Annotated in this window: 1 protein-coding gene (only partly in view); it reads left to right on the forward strand. The window is 76.6% G+C overall.

All coding sequences use genetic code 11. The annotated features are described in order from the left end of the window. Positions 1-20,650: the 5' portion of a type I polyketide synthase gene (locus BLQ73_RS33925; RefSeq protein WP_143020194.1), read on the forward strand. It continues 10,139 nt past the right edge of the window; only the first 20,650 of its 30,789 coding nucleotides appear in the window; the start codon lies at positions 1-3; the stop codon falls past the right edge of the window.

Genomic DNA, 20,650 nt, shown 5'->3' on the forward strand with positions numbered 1-20,650 from the left:
ATGAGCAACGAACAGAAGCTCCGGGACTATCTGAAGCGGGCGAGCGCCGACCTGCAGCGCTCCAGGCAGCGGGTGCACGAGCTTGAGGCGGCGGCGAGCGAACCCATCGCGATCGTGGGCATGAGCTGCCGCTACCCGGGAGGCGTGGCGAGCCCCGAAGACCTGTGGGACATGCTCGCCGAGGGGCGGGACGGCATCGGCGCGCTGCCGGCCGACCGGGGGTGGGAGCTGGACGCCGGGGACGGGCCGGTGGAGATGGACGGGCCGGGGGAGATCCGCGGCGGTTTCCTCGACGGCGCGGCCCACTTCGACCCCGACTTCTTCGGGATCTCGCCCCGCGAGGCGCTGGCCATGGACCCGCAGCAGCGGGTGCTGCTGGAGGCGGCGTGGGAGGCGTTCGAACGGGCCGGGATCGACCCGGCGTCGGTGCGGGGCTCGCGGACGGGGATGTTCGTCGGGGCGATGCCCCAGGAGTACCGCGTCGGCCCCGACGACGACGCCGGAGGCTTCGTCCTGACGGGCAACGCCACCAGTATCGTCTCGGGCCGCCTGGCGTACTTCTTCGGGGCGGTCGGCCCCGCCGTCACCGTCGACACCGCCTGCTCGTCGTCGCTGGTGGCGCTGCACCTGGCCGCCCAGGCGCTGCGCGCGGGCGAGTGCTCGCTGGCGCTGGCCGCCGGCGTCACGGTCATGTCCAGCGCGACGACGTTCGTGGAGTTCGCCCGCCAAGGCGGCCTGGCCGCGGACGGCCGCTGCCGGTCGTTCGCCGACTCGGCGAACGGCACGGGCTGGGCGGAGGGCGTCGGCGTGCTGGTGCTGGAACGGCTGTCGGCGGCCCGCGCGGCCGGGCACCCGATCCTCGCCGTGGTCCGGGGCACCGCCGTCAACCAGGACGGCGCGTCCAACGGCCTCACCGCCCCGAGCGGCCCCTCCCAGCGGCGTGTCATCGAGCAGGCGCTGGTCAACGCCCGCCTCACCGCCGACCAGGTCGACGCGGTCGACGCCCACGGCACCGGCACCACCCTCGGCGACCCCGTCGAGGCGCAGGCGCTCTTGGAGACGTACGGCCAGGGCCGGGACCGGCCCCTGTGGCTCGGTTCGGTCAAGTCCAACCTCGGCCACACCCAGGCCGCCGCCGGGGTCGCCGGCGTCATCAAGATGGTCATGGCGATGCGGCACGGCCTACTGCCGAAAACCCTTCACATCGACAACCCGACGAGGCATGTCGACTGGTCGGCGGGAGCCGTACGGCTCCTCACCGAGCAGACGCCCTGGCCGCCGCGGCGCGAGCCTCGCCGCGCCGGCGTCTCCTCCTTCGGCCTCAGCGGCACCAACGCCCACGTCGTCCTCGAACAGGCGCCGCCCCTGCCCCCGCACGGGCCCGAGCCGGAGCCCGAGCCCGAGTCCGGGTCCGGGGCCTCCGCCGCGCGGCCGGTGGACGGGGTGGTGCCGTGGCCGCTGTCGGCCCGGACGCCCGAGGCGCTGCGGGAGCAGGCGGCGCGGCTCGCCGCCCGCCTGGCGGACCGCCCCGGGGCGGACGCCGCCGACGTGGCGTACTCACTGGCCACGACCCGCGCCGCCCTGGAGCACCGGGCCGTCGTCCTGGCGGCCGGCCGCGAGGAGGGCCTGGCGGGGCTCGCCGCGCTGGCCGGAGGCGACCCGGCGGGCGTCCGGCATGTGGTGGCCGGCCCGGCGGGCGGGGTGCGCGGCCGTGTGAAGGCGGCGTTCCTGTTCACCGGCCAGGGGGCGCAGCGGGCCGGGACGGGACGGGAGCTGTACGACCGCTTCCCGGTGTTCGCCCGCGCGCTCGACGAGGTGTGCGGACACCTCGACCCGCTGCTCGACCGGCCGCTGCGCGAGGTGATGTTCGCCGCGCAGGGGACACCCGAGGCCGAGCTGCTGCACCTGACCGGCTACGCCCAGCCCGCGCTGTTCGCGCTGGAGGTGGCGCTGTTCCGGCTCCTCGAATCGCGCGGCGTCCACCCCGACGCGGTGGCGGGCCACTCGGTCGGCGAGATCGCCGCCGCGCACGCCGCCGGGGCGCTGTCGCTGGCCGACGCCGCCGCGCTGGTCGGCGCGCGGGCCCGCCTCATGCAGGCGCTGCCCGCGGGCGGCGCGATGGCCTCCTTGCAGGCGACCGAGGCGGAGGTGCTCGAACACCTCGCCTCCTTCCACGCCGGCGGCGCCGACGGGCCCTTCGGCGCGCCCATCGGGGTGGCGGCCGTCAACGGGCCGGGCGCGGTCGTGGTGTCCGGTGCCCGCGACGCCGTCGAGAACGTCGCGGGCCACTTCGAGAGCCTCGGCCGCGCGGTCAGACACCTGCGGGTGTCGCACGCGTTCCACTCGCCGCTGATGGACCCGGTGCTCGAAGATTTCCGCGCCGCCGCCGAGCGGCTGGCCGTCCGCACGCCCGCGGTTCCCGTCGTCTCCACCCTGACCGGGGGGTTCGTCCCGGCCGAGCGGTTGGCGTCGCCCGACCACTGGGTGGAGCACGCGCGGCGAGCCGTACGGTTCGCCGACGCCGTCGCCTGCCTGCGCGAGTACGGCGCGGGCGCGTTCCTGGAGCTCGGCCCCGACGGTGTCCTCGCGGCCATGGCGCAGGCGTGCCTGGACGGCGCGGCGACGGCGGTGCCCGTCCTGCGGCGGGGCCGCCCTGAGGCGGAGGGCGTCGCCGAGGCGGTCGCGGCGCTGTACGTGCGGGGGGTTCCCATCCGGTGGGAGGCGTACTTCTCCGGCTCCGCCGTACGCGCCGTGGACCTGCCCACCTACCCCTTCCAGCACCGGCGGTTCTGGCCCAAGAGCGCTCTGTCGGGCCTAGGCGGTGTACGCGCCTCCGGCCTCGGCGCCGCGCGCCACCCCCTGCTCGCCGCGGCCGTGTCGGTGGCCGACGCGGGCGGGCTGCTGCTGGCCGGACGGCTGTCGGCGCGCACGCATCCGTGGCTCGCCGGGCACACCGTGCGGGGCAGGGTGCTGCTTCCCGGGACCGCGTTCCTTGAGCTCGCCGTACGGGCCGGCGACGAGGTGGGCTGCGACCGGGTGGAGGAGCTCACGCTGGCGGCGCCGCTGGTCCTGCCGGAGCAGGGCGGCGTGCAGGTGCAGGTGTGGGTGGGCAGCGCCGACGAATCGGGCCGGCGCACCCTGGGCGTCCATTCCCGCCCCGACGGCGCGGACGACCAGCCGTGGACCCGGCACGCCACCGGCATCCTCGTCGAAGGCGGGCCGTCCGCCGCCCCCGACGGTTTCGCGTCCCTCACCGGAGGGCAGTGGCCGCCCGCGGGCGCCCATCCCGTGGACCTCGGCGAGCTTTACGTACGGCTGGAGGACGCCGGCTTCTCCTACGGCCCGCCGTTCCGCGGCCTGGTCGCCGCGTGGCGGCGCGGTGACGAGGTGTTCGCGGAGGCCGCGCTGCCCGAAGGCGGCGACGCGGCGGCGTTCGGCCTGCATCCGGCGCTGCTGGACGCGGCGCTGCACGCGTCGGCGTTCCTGGACCTCGGCGAGCACGGGCGCGGCGGTCTGCCGTTCTCCTGGCAGGACGTCGTCCTGCACGCCGCCGGAGCGCGGGCGGTCCGCGTACGGCTGGCGCCCGTCGGCGACGCCGCCGTGTCGGTCGAGATCGCCGACGCCGACGGCGGGCCGGTCGCCACTGTCGGGGCGCTCACGCTCCGCGCCGCCGCCGACGCCCCGGAGGGCGCGGCGCCGCCGGACGCGATGTTCGCGCTGGAGTGGGTTCCGCTGCGTGCCGCCGCAGCGGCGTCCCGCACCGTGGGGCTGGTGGGCGCCGACCCCTTCGGGCTCGGCGTCGCCCCGGTGGACGGCCCCATGTCCATGCCCATGCCCGAGGTCGTCCTCGCCCCGGTCTCCGGCCTTGGCGCCGCAGGCGCCGGGGTCGCCGGGATCGCCGGGGTCGGTGGGGTCGGTGGCGGCGCGGCGGGCTCGGAGGCCGGCGGTGCGGATGCCGCGGTCGGCGTGGCAGGCACGGCCTTCGTAGCAGGCACGGCCTTGGACGTCGAAGGCGCGGACGTCCTGGTCGGCGGCGCGGGTGGGGCGTCCCCGGTTCCGGGAACCGGCGGTGCGGATGTGCTGGTCGGCGGCGCGGGCTCGCCGGCCTGGGATGTCGGCGGAGTGGATACCGCGGACACGGGTGTCGTGGGTGTGGTTCACGCGGTGACGGCGCGGGTGCTGGCTCGGATGCAGGCGTGGCTCGCTGACGAGTCGGCGGGCGGATCGCGTCTGGTGTTCGTCACGCGGGGCGCGGTCGCGGTCGGCGGGGGCGGCGGTGTGGCCGACGTGGCCGACGTGGCCGGGGCGGCGGTGTGGGGGTTGGTGCGCTCGGCGCAGGCGGAGCATCCGGGGCGGTTCGGGCTGCTGGACCTCGACCCGGACGAGGAGGACGCGCACGACGACCAAGCCGGGGACGACCCGGTCGGCGCCCACCCGGAGGCGGACGTCGAGGGGACCGGAGGGCCGGCGGCTCTGGTCGCGCGCGTGGCGGGGGGTGATGAGCCGCAGGTCGCGATCAGGAAGGGTGTACCGCTGGTCGCGCGCCTGGCCAGGGTGCGTCCGGGGGACGGGCGGCGCGGCGGTGAGGACGCCGGCGGCCGGGCACCGGTGTGGGACCCGGACGGCACTGTGCTGGTCACGGGCGGCACCGGCGGGCTGGGCCGGGTGCTGGCACGCCACCTGGTGGCCGAGCACGGAGTGCGGCATGTGCTGCTGGCGAGCCGGAGCGGGCCCGCGGCCGGGGGCGTCGCCGTACTGGCCGAGGAGCTGCGGGCTCTGGGCGCGCGGGTAGCGGTGGAGGCGTGTGACCTGGCGGACCGCGAGGCGGTGGGGCGGCTGGTGGCGGGGGTGCCGGAGGAGCATCCCGTCACGGCGGTGGTCCACACGGCCGGGGTGCTGGACGACGGGCTGATCGAGGCGTTGACGCCGGAGCGGCTCGGCGCGGTGCTGAGCCCCAAGGTCGACGCCCTCTGGAACGTCCACCAGGCCACGCTTTCCTGTGATTTGTCCGCGTTTATCGTGTTCTCGTCGGTGTCGGGGACCCTCGGCGCCGCAGGCCAAGGCAACTACGCCGCGGCCAACGCCTTCGCCGACGCCCTGGTCCACGCCCGCCGCGCCGCCGGACTGCCCGGCCTGTCGCTCGGCTGGGGACTCTGGGCGCCTACCGGCGGCATGGCGCGGTCCCTCACCGACGCCGACCTCGAACGGCTGGCGCGCATGGGCATGCCCGCGCTCTCCGAACGCGACGGCCTGGCGCTGTTCGACGCCGCCCTCGCGTTCACCGGCCCCACATCGGCCGGGCCCACATCGGCCGGCCCCACATCGGCCGGGCCCGTGGTGCTGCCGGTCCGCCTCGACCTGCCCGCGCTGCGGGCCCACGGCGACGTGCCGCCCGTGCTGCGCGGCCTGATCCGCGCGCCCGCGCGGCGTACGGCCGCCGGCGCCGCCGCGGAAAGCCTGGTGCGCACCCTGTCGCTGCTGGACCCGGAGGCGCGCACCCGGGCCGTCGTCGACCTCGTCCGTACACACGTGGCCGGGGTGCTGCGGCACGGGAGCCCCGCCGACGTCGACCCCGCGCGCACCTTCCAGGACCTCGGCTTCGACTCGCTGACCGCCGTCGAACTGCGCAACCGGCTGCGTACGGCCACGGGCCTGCGCACCTCGGCCACCGTGGTGTTCGATTACCCGACGGTGAACGCCCTGGCGGGCCACGTGCTCGCCGAGCTCATGGGGGCCGACGCCCCCGCCTCGGCCGACGCCCCGCGCGCGGCCACCGCCGACGACCCGATCGCCGTCGTCGGCATGAGCTGCCGCTACCCGGGCGGGGTGGCGTCCCCGGACGACCTGTGGCGGCTCGTGCGCGAGGGGACCGACGCGATCTCGGGGCTGCCCGCCGACCGCGGCTGGGACCTCGACGCGCTGTACGACCCCGACCCCGACCACCTCGGCACCACCTACGCGCGGGGCGGCGGCTTCCTGCACGAGGCCGCGGACTTCGACGCGGCGTTCTTCGGGATGAGCCCGCGCGAGGCCCTCGCCACCGACGCGCAGCAGCGGCTGCTGCTGGAGGCGTCGTGGGAGGCGGTCGAACGCGCCGGGATCGACCCGGTGTCGCTGCGCGGCAGCCGTACAGGGGTATTCGCGGGCGTCATGTACAACGACTACGCGGCCATGCTGACGGGCGGCCGGTTCGAAGGCCACCAGGGCAGCGGCACCTCGCCCAGCCTCGCCTCGGGTCGCGTCTCCTACGTGCTCGGGCTGGAGGGCCCGGCCGTCACCGTCGACACGGCCTGCTCGTCGTCGCTGGTGGCGATGCACTGGGCGATGCAGGCGCTGCACTCGGGCGAGTGCACGCTGGCCCTGGCCGGAGGGGTGACGGTGATGTCGACGCCGACGTCCCTCATCGAGTTCTCCCGCCAGCGCGGCCTGTCTCCCGACGGCAGATGCAAGGCGTATTCGGACGCGGCCGACGGTGTCGGCTGGTCGGAGGGCGTCGGGGTGGTGGTGCTGGAACGGCTGTCCGACGCGCGGCGGGCCGGGCACCCCGTGCTCGCCGTCATCCGGGGCAGCGCCGTCAACCAGGACGGCGCCTCCAACGGCCTCACCGCGCCGAACGGCCCCTCCCAGCAGCGTGTCATCCGGCAGGCGCTGGCCGCGGCGGGGCTGTCGGCGGCCGACATCGACGTGGTGGAAGGGCACGGCACCGGCACCGCGCTCGGAGACCCCATCGAGGCGCAGGCGCTGCTCGCGACCTACGGGCAGGACCGGGACACGCCGGTGCTGCTCGGCTCGGTCAAGTCGAACATCGGCCACACCCAGGCCGCCGCGGGTGTCGCCGGCGTCATCAAGATGGTCATGGCGATGCGGCACGGCGTCGTACCGCGCACTCTGCACGTCCACCGGCCGTCCTCCCACGTGGACTGGGAGGCGGGGGCGGTGGAGCTGCTCGCGGAGGAGGTGCCGTGGCCGGGGATCGGACGGCTGCGGCGGGCGGGCGTGTCGTCGTTCGGGATCAGCGGCACCAACGCCCACGTCATCGTGGAGGAACCCCCGGCTCCCGCCGCTGGCCCCCGGCGGGACGGGGAGCACGGGGAGCACGGCGGAGGGCAGAGCGGAGGGCGCAGCGGAGAACGCAGCGGAGAACGCGGCGGGGAGGCGGCGGGGGAGAGGCCCGGTGCGGGAGCGGGGCCGGACGCCGGGCCGGACGCCGGGCCGGACGCCGGGCCGGACGCCGGGCCGGACGCCGGGCCGGACACGGTGACCGCGTGGCCGCTGTCGGGCAGGAGCCTCGCCGCGCTGCGCGACCAGGCGGCCCGCCTCCGATCACACCTGAACCTGATACCCGAGGCCGCCTGCGCAAACGTGGGCCGCGCCCTCGCCACGACCCGGTCGCACTTCGACCACCGCGCCGTCGCCGTCGGCGGCCCCGCGGACCTGCGCCGCGCCCTGGCCGCCCTGGCGGCGGGCGCCCCCGACCCGGCCCTCGTCGAGGGCGAGTACGGCACCGCCGGCGCGTTGGCCATGCTCTTCACCGGCCAGGGCGCGCAGCGGCCCGGCATGGGACGCGAACTGTACGGGCGGTTCCCGGTGTTCGCCCGGGCGCTGGACGAGGTCGCCGGGCACCTGGACGCCGGGCTCGGCAGGCCGCTACGCGAGGTGATGTCCGCCGAGGGCGACCTGCTGCACGAGACCGGGTATGCGCAGCCGGCGCTGTTCGCCGTCGAGGTCGCGCTGTTCCGCCTGTGGGAGTCGTGGGGGGTGCGCCCCGACCTGGTGGCGGGCCACTCGGTCGGCGAGATCGCCGCCGCCCACGTGGCGGGCGTGCTCACCCTGCCGGACGCCGCCGCGCTGGTCGGCGCGCGGGCCCGCCTCATGCAGGCGCTCCCGGAGGGTGGGGCGATGGCGGCGCTCCAAGCCACCGAGGACGAGGTCGACGAGGCCGTGGCAGTCCTCTCAGAGACCTCAGAGGACGGCGGCCCGGTCTCCGTCGCGGCGGTCAACGGCCCGGAGGCGGTGGTGGTCTCGGGCGCCCGTGCCGCCGTCGAGCGGATCGCCGCCCACGTCGAGGGGCTGGGCCGTACGGTGAAGCGCCTGCGGGTGTCGCACGCGTTCCACTCGCCGCTGATGGACCCGATGCTGGACGACTTCCGCCGCGCCGTCGCCGGGCTGGCCTTCGCCCCGCCGCGCATCCCGATGATCTCCACCGTGACCGGGCGAGCCGCCGGGGACGAGGTGTGCTCTCCGGAGTACTGGGTCGAGCACGTCCGCCGTACGGTGCGGTTCGCCGACGGCGTGTCGGCGCTGCGGGAGGCGGGCGCGGCCACGTTCGTCGAGGTGGGGCCGGGTGGTGTCCTGGCGGCGCTGGCGCAGGACCTCGTCGGCGGCGACCCCGCTGTGGACGCCTTCCCGTCGCTGCGCGCCGACGGCGGCGAGGTGCGCGCCGCGACCGCGGCGCTCGCCCGCCTCCACGTGCGCGGTGTGGCGGTGGAGTGGCCGGCGTTCTTCGAGGGTACGGCGGTGCGCCATGTCGACCTGCCGACCTACGCCTTCCAACGTGAACGGTTCTGGCCTGAGGCGCTTCCCGCCGAGGCGACCACCGCCGACCCGGCCGACGCCCAATTGTGGGGCACGGTCCGGCGCGGCGACACGGCCGGGCTGGCCGCGCTCCTCGGGCTGGGCGACGAGCAGCACGCCTCGCTCGCCGCGCTGCTTCCCGCCCTCTCGCGGTGGCGCGGCCGACGTGAGGAGAACGCGGCGCTGGACGCGCTGCGCTACCGGGTGACGTGGAGACCTTTCGCCGTCGGCGCGACGCCAGTCCTCGACGGTACATGGCTGGCCGTCGCCGCCGACGGCGCCGACGACGGCGTACCGGCCGCGCTGCGCGGCCTGGGGGCGCGTGTCGAGCGGCTGACCGTCCCCGCCGCGTGCCGGGACAGAACCCACCTGGCCGCCCTGCTCACCTCGGCCGTCGCGGACGCGGGCGGCGTCGCCGGGATCCTGTCCCTCCTGCCCCTCGCCGACAGCGCCTCGCCCTCGCCCGCCGATCCCTTGGCCGTGGATCCCTCCGCCGGTCCCGAGGCTGCCAACGGCTTCGGACTGCCTGCCGGGCTGGCGCTCAGCGTGCTGCTGGCGCAGGCGCTGGTGGACGTGGACGTGGCGGTGCCGTGCTGGACGGTGACGCGGGGAGCGGTCGCGACCGGTCCGGGTGACGCCGCGCCCGATCCCGCGCAGGCGGCCGTGTGGGGGCTCGGGCGCGTCGCGGCCTTGGAACGGCCGGGCCGGTGGAGCGGCCTGGTCGACCTGCCGCCCGCGTTGGACACCGCCACCGCGCAGCGGCTGGCGGGGCTGCTGGCAGCCCCGCCGGGCGAGGGGGCCGAGGACCAGGTCGCGCTGCGCGCCGGCACCGCGTACGGCAGACGCCTTGTCAGGCACCCCCTGGGCGACCGGCCCGGCGCCGGGGAGTTCACCGCGACGGGCACGGTGCTCGTCACCGGAGGTACGGGCGCGCTCGGGGCCGACGTGGCGCGGGGGCTGGCCCGCGCCGGGGTGGGGCATCTGCTGCTGACGAGCCGCCGCGGCCCCGGCGCGCCGGGCGTCGCCGAGCTGACGGCGGAGCTGCGGGACCTCGGCGCGCAGGTCACCGTCGCCGCGTGCGACGTCGCCGACCGGGATGCCGTCGCCGCCCTGCTGGAGGCCGTGCCGGCCGACCACCCGCTGACGGGCGTCGTACACGCCGCGGGGGTCGGCCAGGCGGCGCCGCTCACCGGCACGCCGCTGGCCGATGTCGCGGAGCTGGTCGCGGCGAAGATACGCGGCGCGGCCAACCTCGACGCACTGCTGGGCAACCGCGCCCACGACCGCGCCCACGACCGCGCCCACGGCAACGACCGTCGGCGCGGCCACGGCGACCGTGACGGGGGCGTCCAGGGACGCGACCTCGCGTTCTTCGTCCTGTTCTCGTCGGTCGCCGGCGTGTGGGGCGGGGCCGGGCAGAGCGCGTACGCCGCCGCCAACGCCTACCTCGACGCGCTGGCCGAGCGGCGCCGCGCGCGTGGTCTGGCGGCCACGTCGATCGCGTGGGGGCCGTGGGCGGAGGCCGGGATGGCGACCCACGCGGCCGTGTCGGAGAGCCTGCGGCGTCAAGGGCTGCGGTTCCTCACCCCCGCCACGGCGCTGGCCGCGATGTGGCGCGCCGTCGCCCGGGGCGACGCGGCGGTGACGGTGGCCGACGTCGACTGGGAGCGGTACCTCCCCGTGTACACGGCAGGAAGGCCCAGCGTCCTGTTCGATGACCTGCCCGAGGCGCGGGCGCTCAGCCGTACGGCACCGCCCCGCGACCCGGCCGCCGACGGCATCGCGCGGCGGCTCGCCGGGCTGGACGAGGCGGAGCAGCGGCGCGTCCTGCTTGAGGTGGTGCGGCGGGAGGCCGCCGCCGTCCTCGGCCATGTGGACGCCGACGGTGTGCCCGCGCGGCGGGCGTTCCGCGACGCCGGGTTCGACTCGCTGACCGCCGTGGAGCTGCGGCGCAGGCTCGCGGGTCTGACGGGGCTGGCGCTGCCCGCGTCGATGGTGTTCGACCATCCGACACCCGCGGCGCTCGCCGCCCACCTGCGTGATCTGCTCGCGGGCGCGACCGGCGACACGCCGGCGCTTCCCGCGCCGTCCGCCGCGGGCGCGTTCGACGAGCCGATCGCCGTCATCGGCATGGGGTGCCGGTTCCCCGGCGGCGTACGCTCCCCGGAACAGTTCTGGGACCTGGTGTCCCAGGGGGGCGACGCCATCGGCGATTTCCCCGCCGACCGAGGGTGGGACGCCGCGGCCCTCTACGACGCCGACCCCGACGCGCCGGGCAAGACCTATTCGACACAGGGCGGGTTCGTCCACGACGCCGGCGAGTTCGACGCCAGGTTCTTCGGCATTTCGCCGAAGGAGGCCCTGACGATGGACCCGCAGCAGCGGCTGCTGCTGGAGACCGCCTGGGAGGCGTTCGAGTCCGCCGGGATCGACCCGGCGTCGGCGCACGGTACCGCCACGGGCACGTTCATCGGCTCGACCTACCAGGAGTACGGGCTCGGCATGGACGACGGCTCGGCCGGTCACGCCGTGACCGGTACCAGCCCGAGCGTGCTGTCCGGGCGGCTCGCCTATGTGTTCGGGCTGGAGGGGCCGGCCGTCACCGTCGACACGGCGTGCTCGTCGTCGCTGGTGGCGCTGCACCTGGCCTGCCAGTCGCTGCGCGCGGGGGAGAGCTCGCTGGCGCTCGCCGGCGGCGCCACCGTCATGACCAACCCGGCCGCTTTCATCGCCTTCAGCAGGCAGCGGGCCCTGGCGGGCGACGGCCGCTGCAAGGCGTTCGGGGCCGCCGCCGACGGCATGTCGCTCGCCGAAGGCGTCGGGGTGCTCGTGCTCGCCCGGCTGTCGGACGCGCGGCGCGCCGGGCACGAGGTTCTGGCGGTCATCCGGGGCAGCGCGGTCAACCAGGACGGCGCGTCCAACGGCCTCACCGCCCCGAACGGCCCCTCCCAGCGGCGCGTCATCCGCCAGGCGCTCGCGAACGCCGGTCTCACGCCCGCCGACGTCGACGCCGTCGAGGCCCACGGCACCGGCACCGCTCTCGGCGACCCCATCGAGGCGCAAGCCCTCCACGAGGTGTACGGCGAAGGCCGCGAACGGCCGCTGCTCCTCGGCTCGGTCAAGTCCAACATCGGCCACACCCAGTCGGCCGCCGGTGTCGCCGGGGTCATCAAAATGGTCCTGGCCCTGCGCCACGGCGCGCTCCCGCCGACGCTGCACGCCGACGCGCCGTCGCCGCACATCGACTGGACACCCGGCACGGTGTCCCTGATCACCGGCCCCGCCGCCTGGCCCGCCGGCGACCGGCTCCGCCGCTGCGGGGTGTCGTCGTTCGGCATCAGCGGCACCAACGCCCACGCCATCCTCGAAGAGGCCCCCCGCGACGCCGCCGCGCACAGCGAAACGGGCGGCGGCGACGCCCCGAGGCCCGCCGCGATACCGGCCGTGACGGCACCGGCCTTGACGGCACCGGTCGTGACGGCACCGATCGTGACGGGGGCGGTCCCATGGGTGGTCTCGGCGCGTGACCCCGCGGCGCTGCGCGGCCAGGCGTCCCGCCTCGCCGTACACGCCGACTCCCTGAACGCCCGCGACGACGCGCCCGGAACGCGGGACACGCTCGACACGCGGGACCTCCGCGGCCCCCGCGAGGTGCTCGACGTCGGGCACTCCCTCGTGACCACGCGGTCGATGTTCGACCACCGGGCAGTGGCGATCGGCGCGGCGGTCGGCTCGGCGGGCGGCGGCCTGCGGGCGGCGCTCCGGGCGTTCGGCGACGGCGGCGCCTCGCCCGGCGTCGTCCACGGGGTGGCCGACCTCGGCGGCAAGACGGTGTTCGTCTTCCCCGGCCAGGGCTCCCAGTGGTACGGCATGGGCGCGCGACTGCTGGACGAGTCGCCCGTGTTCGCCGAGCGCCTCCACGAGTGCGCGCGGGCGCTGTCGGAGTTCGCCGACTGGTCCCTGCTCGACGTACTGCGGCAGGCGGACCACGCGCCGACGCTCGACCGGGTGGACGTGGTCCAGCCCGCGTCGTTCGCGGTGATGGTGTCGCTGGCCCACCTGTGGCAGTCGTGCGGTGTGCGGCCCGACGCCGTCGTGGGGCATTCGCAGGGCGAGATCGCGGCGGCGTGCGTGGCGGGCGCGCTGTCGCTGGAGGACGCCGCCCGGATCGTGGCGCTGCGCAGCCAGGCCATCGGCCGCGTGCTGGCGGGTTCGGGCGGCCTGGTGTCGGTGCCGCTGCCGGTCGCGGAGGTGGAGCGGCGGCTCAGGGGACGCGGCGGGGACGTCTCCGTCGCGGCGGTCAACGGCCCGAGCGCCGTGGTGCTGGCCGGGGCGGCGGACGACCTGGAGGCGCTGACGGCCGGGCTGGTCGCCGAGGGAGTCCGCGCCAAGCGTGTCGCCGTCGACTACGCCTCGCATTCGGCACATGTCGAGCTGCTGCGCGACGAGCTGCACGCGGTGCTCGCCCCGGTGCGGCCACGCGCCGCCGCCGTGCCGTTCTACTCGACGGTGACGGACGACCGGCTCGACACCGCCGACATGGACGCCTCCTACTGGTACCGCAACCTCCGCAACCCCGTGCTCTTCCACTCCGCGATCACGCGGCTGCACTCGGCGGGGCACGACAAGTTCATCGAGGTCAGCTCCCATCCCGTGCTGACGATGGCGGTCCAGGCGGCCGTCGACGAGCTCGGCGGCGGGGCCGCCGCCGTAGGCACGCTGCGCCGCGACGACGGCGGCGCCCACCGCTTCCTCTTCTCTCTCGCCGAGGCGTTCGTCCGGGGAGCCCACGCCGACTGGGGGCGGGTGTTCGCGGGGACGGGCGCGCGCCGGGTCGCCCTGCCGACCTACGCCTTCCAACGCGAACACCTGTGGGCGGTCGCGCCGCGGCCGGCGCCCGCGACCCGGGCCGACGCCGCAGACTCCGACTTCTGGGCCGCGGTCGAACGGGACGACGCCGACACCCTCGCCGCTGACCTGCGTGTCGACCGCGACCGCCTGGCTCCGCTCCTGCCGGCGCTGTCCGGCTGGCGGCGCGCCCGCCGCGACCGCACGACCGTCGACACGTGGCGCTACCGCGCCACGTGGAAACCCCTCACCGGCCTGCCCCCCGCCGCCCTCACCGGCACCTGGCTGCTCGTCACGCCCGACGGGTACGGCGACGCCGACGTCGGCGCCGCCCTCACCGCTCACGGCGCCCAGGTCCGGCACGTCACGGTGCCTCGCGCCTGCGCGGACCGCGACAGCATGGCCGCCCTGCTGTCCGAGGCGGCGTCCGAGGCGGCGCGTATCGTCCACGACGACCGGCAGGACGGCAGGCACGACGACCGGCCGGCCGGCTCGCACGGCTCGCACGGCGCGCCGGCGGAAACGGAGGCCGCTGCCGCCGACACGGCCCCTCCGGGGGAGGAGCCCGGCATCGCCGGGATCGTGTCCCTGCTGGCGCTCGACGAGACGCCGGACGAACGGCAGCCGGCGCTCCCCGGAGGGCTCGCCGCGACGCTCGCGCTGGTCCAGGCCCTCGGCGATCTCGGCGTCGACACCCCCCTGTGGTGCCTCACCAGGGAGGCGGTCTCCGCCGGACGCGCCGACCGGCTCGCCCGGCCCGTCCAGGCGCAGGTCCACGGCCTGGGGTGGACCGCCGCGCTGGAGCACCCGAAGCGGTGGGGCGGCGTCGTCGACCTGCCCGGTTCCCTGGACCGGCGCGGCGGCGAGCGGCTGGCCGCCGTCCTCACCGGGGCTACCGGCGAGGACCAGCTCGCGATCCGCGCCCACGGCGTACTCGCCCGGCGCGTCACCCGCGCCGCGCCCGCCGACTCGCCCGTGGTCGATGCGCGCGCCGCAGATGCGCCCGCGCACGTCGACCCGGCTGCCCGGCAGCCTGCCGCCCCTGCGCTCGGCCCCAACCCCGTTCCCGTTCCCGGCGGCGCGTCCGCCGGCCGCCCGACCGGCCCGGCGCGGCGGTGGGTGCCGCAGGGCACCGTCCTGGTCACCGGAAGCGGCGGGACGCTCGCGCCGCACCTGGCCCGGTGGCTCGCCACGCAGGGGGCTCGGCACATCGTGCTGGTCGGCCGCCGCGGCGGCGACGCGCCGGGAGCGGCGGACCTGGCCGCGGAGCTCGCGGCGCGGGGCTGCGAGGCGGTGTTCGCGGCGTGCGACGTCACCGACAGAGACGCGGTCGCCGGCCTGCTGGCGGATCTGCGCGCGGGGGGCCACACCGTACGCTCGGTGTTCCACACGGCCGCGGTCATCGAACTCGCCGCGCTTGAGGAGACGACCGCCGAGGCGTTCGCGAAGGTCATGCACGCCAAGGCCACCGGGGCGCGGCACCTGGACGAGCTGCTCGACGACGACCAGCTCGACGCGTTCGTCCTGTTCTCGTCCACGGCCGGCATGTGGGGCAGCGGACGGCACGCCGCCTACGTCGCCGCGAACGCCTACCTGAACGCGCTCGCCGAACACCGCCGGGGCCGCGGCGCGCCGGCCACCTCCGTTTCGTGGGGGATCTGGGCCGACGACATGAAACTCGGCCGGGTCGACCCTCGGCAGATCCGCGGCAGCGGCCTGGTCTTCATGGATCCGGAACTCGCGCTGATCGGGCTGCGGCACGCCCTCGACGACACCGGCCCCGTGACCGTCGTCGCCGACCTCGACTGGGAGCGCTACTACCCGGTGTTCACCTCGGGGAGGCCCACCGCGCTGTTCGAGGACATCCCCGAGGTGAAGGCCCTGCGGCAGGATGCGGAACGGCGGACGCCCGCGGGCGGGTTCGCGGCCCGGCTGCTGGCGCTGCCGGCCGCAGAACGCGACCGCGCGCTGCTCGACCTCGTACGCGCCGAGGCCGCCACCACCCTCGGCCATACCTCTCCCGACGCCCTGCCCGAGCACCGGGCGTTCCGCGACGCCGGGTTCGACTCGCTGACGGCCGTCGATCTGCGCAACCGGCTGTCGGCCGCCACCGGGACGGCCCTCCCCACCACGATGGTGTTCGACCATCCGACCCCCGTCGCGCTCGCCGCCTTCCTGAGGTGGCGGCTCGCCGGCGCGGACGGCGACGCCGTCGGAGCGGCGGACACGCCGGTTCTCGGTGCGTCCCCGGGCGAGCCCATCGCCGTCATCGGCATGAGCTGCCGCTACCCCGGCGGGGTCGCGTCGCCCGAAGACCTGTGGCGGCTCGTCGAACGCGGCGGCGACGCCATCGGCGAGTTCCCGCCCGACCGGGGCTGGGACGCCGCCGGCCTCTACGACCCCGACCCCGACCGGCCCGGCAAGACGTACTCGATCCACGGCGGTTTCCTCGACGGCGCCGCCGACTTCGACGCCGCCTTCTTCGGCATCTCCCCGAAGGAGGCCCTGTCCATGGACCCGCAGCAGCGGCTCCTGCTGGAGGCCGCCTGGGAGGCGCTGGAGCGGGCCGGGATCGACCCGGCGTCGCTGCGCGGCAGCCGTACCGGCACGTTCATCGGGGCGAGCTACCAGGACTACACCTCGGGGAGCTCCGGCGGGGAAGGCGCGGAAGGGCATCTGATCACCGGGACGATCCCGAGTGTGCTGTCGGGCCGCGTGTCGTACACGTTCGGGTTCGAGGGGCCGGCCGTCACCTTGGACACGGCGTGTTCGTCGTCGCTGGTGGCGCTGCACCTGGCCTGCCGGTCGCTCCGTGACGGGGAGAGCTCGCTGGCGCTCGCCGGGGGAGTCAGCGTCATGGCCACCCCCAACGCGTTCATCGGCTTCAGCAGGCAGCGGGCCATGGCCCCCGACGGCCGCTGCAAGGCGTACGCCGACGGCGCCGACGGCATGTCGCTCGCCGAAGGCGTCGGCCTGCTGCTGGTGGAGCGCCTGTCGGACGCGCTGCGCCACGGGCACCGCGTGCTGGCCGTGATCCGGGGCAGCGCCGTCAACCAGGACGGCGCGTCCAACGGCCTCACCGCGCCCAACGGCCCCTCGCAGGAACGCGTCGTGCGCGCCGCCCTCGCCGACGCCCGCCTGTCCGCCGGCGACGTGGACGCCGTCGAAGGCCACGGTACGGGCACCCGCCTGGGCGACCCGATCGAGGCCGGGGCGCTGCTCGCGACGTACGGCCAGGGCCGCGAACGGCCGCTGCTGCTCGGCTCGGTCAAGTCCAACATCGGCCACACCCAGATGGCGTCCGGCGCGGCCGGGGTCATCAAAATGGTCATGGCCATGCGGTGCGGCACGCTGCCGCAGACCCTGCACGTCGACCGGCCGTCCACGCACGTCGACTGGGCCGCGGGCTCGATCGAGCTGCTCACCGAGCCGCGCCCCTGGCCCGCCACGGGGAGCCCGCGCCGCGCCGCCGTCTCCTCGTTCGGCCTCAGCGGCACCAACGCGCACGTCATCCTGGAGCAGGCTCCGGCGGAGCCCGCCGGCCTCGCCGGACTTGCCGACGGTGCCGACGGTGCCGACGGCGGCGGGATGTCCGACGGCGGCGGCCTGGATGCGGGCCGCGCCGACTCCGGGGCCGGCCCCGATGCGGAGCCCGTCGGCTTGGCAGGGGACCATTCCGCGGCCGATCCCGGACCCGGCCGGGACCCCGACAGGCCGCCGGCCGGTGCGCGTCCCGTCGTGCTGCCCGCTGAGTTGCCTGTTGTGCTGCCCGTCGTGCTGTCGGCGCGGGGCGACGCGGCGCTGCGGGCCCAGGCGGAGCGGCTGCTCGCCCACCTCGGCGAGCGGCCCGGCCTGCCCCTGGCGGACCTGGCGTTCTCCCTCGCCACCACGCGCGCGGCCCTGGACCATCGGGCCGCGATCACGGCGCGGGACCGAGGCGAGCTGGTGCGGGGCCTCACCGCGCTGCGGGACGGCCTGCCGTACGGAGGGCTGGTGACCGGCCGCGCGGGAGCGGCCCGGTCGGCGTACGTGTTCTCCGGGCAGGGCGCCCAGCGGCCCGGCATGGGCAGGGAGCTGTACGCGCGCTACCCGGCGTTCGCCGACGCGCTCGACGCCGTCCTCACCCGCCTCGACCTCGACGCCGACCGGCCCCTGCGCGAGGTGATGTTCGCCGAGCCCAGTACGGCGGAGGCCGCCCTCCTGGACGACACCGCCTTCACCCAGCCCGCGCTGTTCGCGCTGGAAGTGGCGCTGTTCCGGCTCGTGGAATCGTGGGGACTCCGCCCCGCCTACGTGGCCGGCCACTCCGTCGGCGAACTGGCCGCCGCCCACGTCGCCGGGGTCCTGTCGCTGGACGACGCCTGCACCCTGGTCGCCGCACGCGCCCGGCTGATGGCGGCGCTACCCGCCGGCGGGGCGATGGTGTCGGTGGAGGCGACCGAGGACGAGGTGCTCGCGCTGATCGCGGGGCTCGACGGGGGGCTCGCCGCGGGGCGGGAGGACCGCGTGTCGGTCGCCGCCGTCAACGCGGCCAGGTCGGTCGTGGTCTCCGGCGCCGAGGACGCCGTGCTGGACGTCGCCGCCCGCGCTGAGGCCGGGGGGCGCAGGGCCAGGCGGCTGCGGGTCTCGCACGCCTTCCACTCGCCGCTGATGGAACCCATGCTCGACGCGTTCGCCCAGGTCGCGCGGACCGTGTCGTACGGCGTGCCGGAGATCCCCCTCGTGTCCACCGTGACCGGCGCCGCGGTCGGCGCGGGCGAGATGGGGGCGGAGTACTGGGTCGGCCAGGTGCGCGGCGCCGTACGGTTCGCCGACGCCGTGGCGGCGCTCACCGAGCGGGGCGCCACCGAGTTCCTGGAGATCGGCCCCGGCGGCGCCCTCTCCGGCGCGATCGAGGACGGCAGGGCCGAGGACAGCGAGGACGGCAGGCCCGAAGGCAGCAGGGCCATGCCGGTGCTGCGCGCGGGAAGGGCGGGACTCGGCGAGGCCGACGCCCTCGCCGAAGCGCTGGCATGGCTCCACACGCGCGGCGCCCGGCCCGACTGGGCTGCGGTGTTCGGCGGTACGGGCGCGAGGGTCGCCGACCTGCCGACCTACGCGTTCCAGCGGCGGCGCTTCTGGCCGGAGGCCGGGGCGGCGGTGCCGTACGGTGACCCGGCCGATGGCGAGTTCTGGACGGCGGTGGAGCGGGAGGACCTGCCGGCCCTTGAGGCGAGTCTGCGTGTCGAGAGCGGCACGCTCGCCCCGCTCGTGCCCGCCCTGGCGGCGTGGCGGCGGCGGAGCCGCGACCGGTCCACCGTGGACGGCTGGCGCTACCACGTCACGTGGAAGCCGCTGCCCGGCTCGCCGTCGTCGGCGTCCGGCACCTGGCTGGCCCTCGTACCGCCGGGGTCGGCTGCAGGGGATGCCGTACTCGCCGGCCTGGTCCGGCTGGGCGTGGACGTGGTGAGGGTCGAGGTCCCCCGCGGTACGGCCAGGGCCGCATTGGCCGACCGCCTGCGCGGGCCCGACGTGGCGGGCATGGCAGGCATAGCAGGCACGGCAGGCATAGCAGGCACGGCGGGCATGGCGGGCATGGCGGGCATGGCAGGCACGGCGGGTGTCGCGGTGGCCGGCGTGCTGTCGCTGCTGGCGCTGCGAAACGACGACACCCCGCACGGCTCCGCGGCGGAGGACCCGTCACGAAGTGGCCGACAGGGCGGCCCTGGCGGCTTCGCACTCGGCGGGCCGGGAGAGGGGACACGGGACGGCCTGACGTGGGACGGGCTGTGGGCGACGGCGGTTGCCGTACAGGCGCTGGGCGACGCGGGGATCGACGCGCCGCTGTGGTGCGTGACGCGCGGGGCCGTGGCGGTTGGGCGGTCGGACCAGGTGACCGCTCCCGGGCAGGCCGCCGTGTGGGGCCTTGGGCGTTCGGCCGCGTTGGAGCACCCGGCGCGCTGGGGCGGTCTGGTGGACATGCCCGAGGAGATCGACGGTGCCGCGCTGCGGCGACTGTCGGCGGTGCTCGCGGGCGCCGAGGACCAGGTGGCGGTGCGGGCCTCCGGCGCGTACGCGCGGCGGCTGGCCCGCCGCCCCCGCGGCGGCCCTTTCGGGTCGTACGGCGACAGCCCGCTTCCGGGTGCCGCGGAGCGGGACGGCGGTAGCCGTACCGGCCCGGGAACGCCGGAGGGGTTCGACGCGGGCGGTACGGTGCTGGTCACCGGGGGTACGGGAGGGCTCGGCGCGCATGTGGCGCGGTGGCTGGCCGGGCGCGGGGCCGGACACCTGCTGCTGGCCAGCAGGCGCGGCCCCGCCGCGCCCGGCGTCGACGAGCTGCGGCGGGAACTGGCCGAGCTCGGCGCGCGGGTCACGGTGGCCGCCTGCGACACGGCCGACCGCGACGACCTCGCCGCGCTCCTTGAGCGGTTCCCGGTGAGCGCGGTGTTCCACGTGGCGGGCGTCGTGGACGACGCGGTGCTCGACAACCTGACGCCGGAGCGGTTCGAGGCCGTGCTGCGGCCGAAGGTGGCGTCCGCCGTACATCTGCACGAGCTGACGCGCGACACGGGACTGTCGGCGTTCGTGATGTTCTCGTCGACGGCGGGCACGCTGGGTTCGGCGGGGCAGGGCAACTATGCCGCGGCGAACGCGTTCCTCGACGCCTTCGCGGAATACCGCCGCGCCCACGGGCTGCCGGCGACCTCGCTGGCGTGGGGGCCGTGGGCGGAGGCGGGCATGGTCGCCGACGGCGCGGGCCTCGAAGGCCGGATGCGGCGGGGCGGTTTCGTCCCGATGGAGCCGAGGCTCGCGCTGGAGGCGATGGGCGAGGTCGTCGAGCGGGGCGATACGGCGGTGACCGTGGTCGACCTGGACTGGGAGCGGTTCGCCGGCGTGTTCGCGCGGAGCCCGCTGTTCGCGGACCTGCCCGAGATGCGCCGCGCCGCGCCGGGCGCCACGCAGGCGACCGGCGGGAACGTGACGGCCGGCGGGGAGGCGGGGCTGCGGGAACGCCTCGCCGTACTGCCGGAGAGCGCGCGGCCGAGGCTGGTGCTGGACCTGGTGCGGGCGCAGGCGGCGGCCGTGCTGGGCCACGGCGGAGCCGACGCGGTCGCGGCCGACCAGCCGTTCAGCGACCTCGGCTTCGACTCGCTGACCACCGTCCACCTGCGCAACGCCCTGGCCGCCGCGACCGGTCTGCGGCTGCCCGCCTCCCTCGTCTACGACCATCCGACGCCGCTCGCCCTCG

Origin of the sequence: Sinosporangium album, assembly GCF_900100605.1 — a bacterium.
GTDB classification, from domain to species: domain Bacteria; phylum Actinomycetota; class Actinomycetes; order Streptosporangiales; family Streptosporangiaceae; genus Sinosporangium; species Sinosporangium album.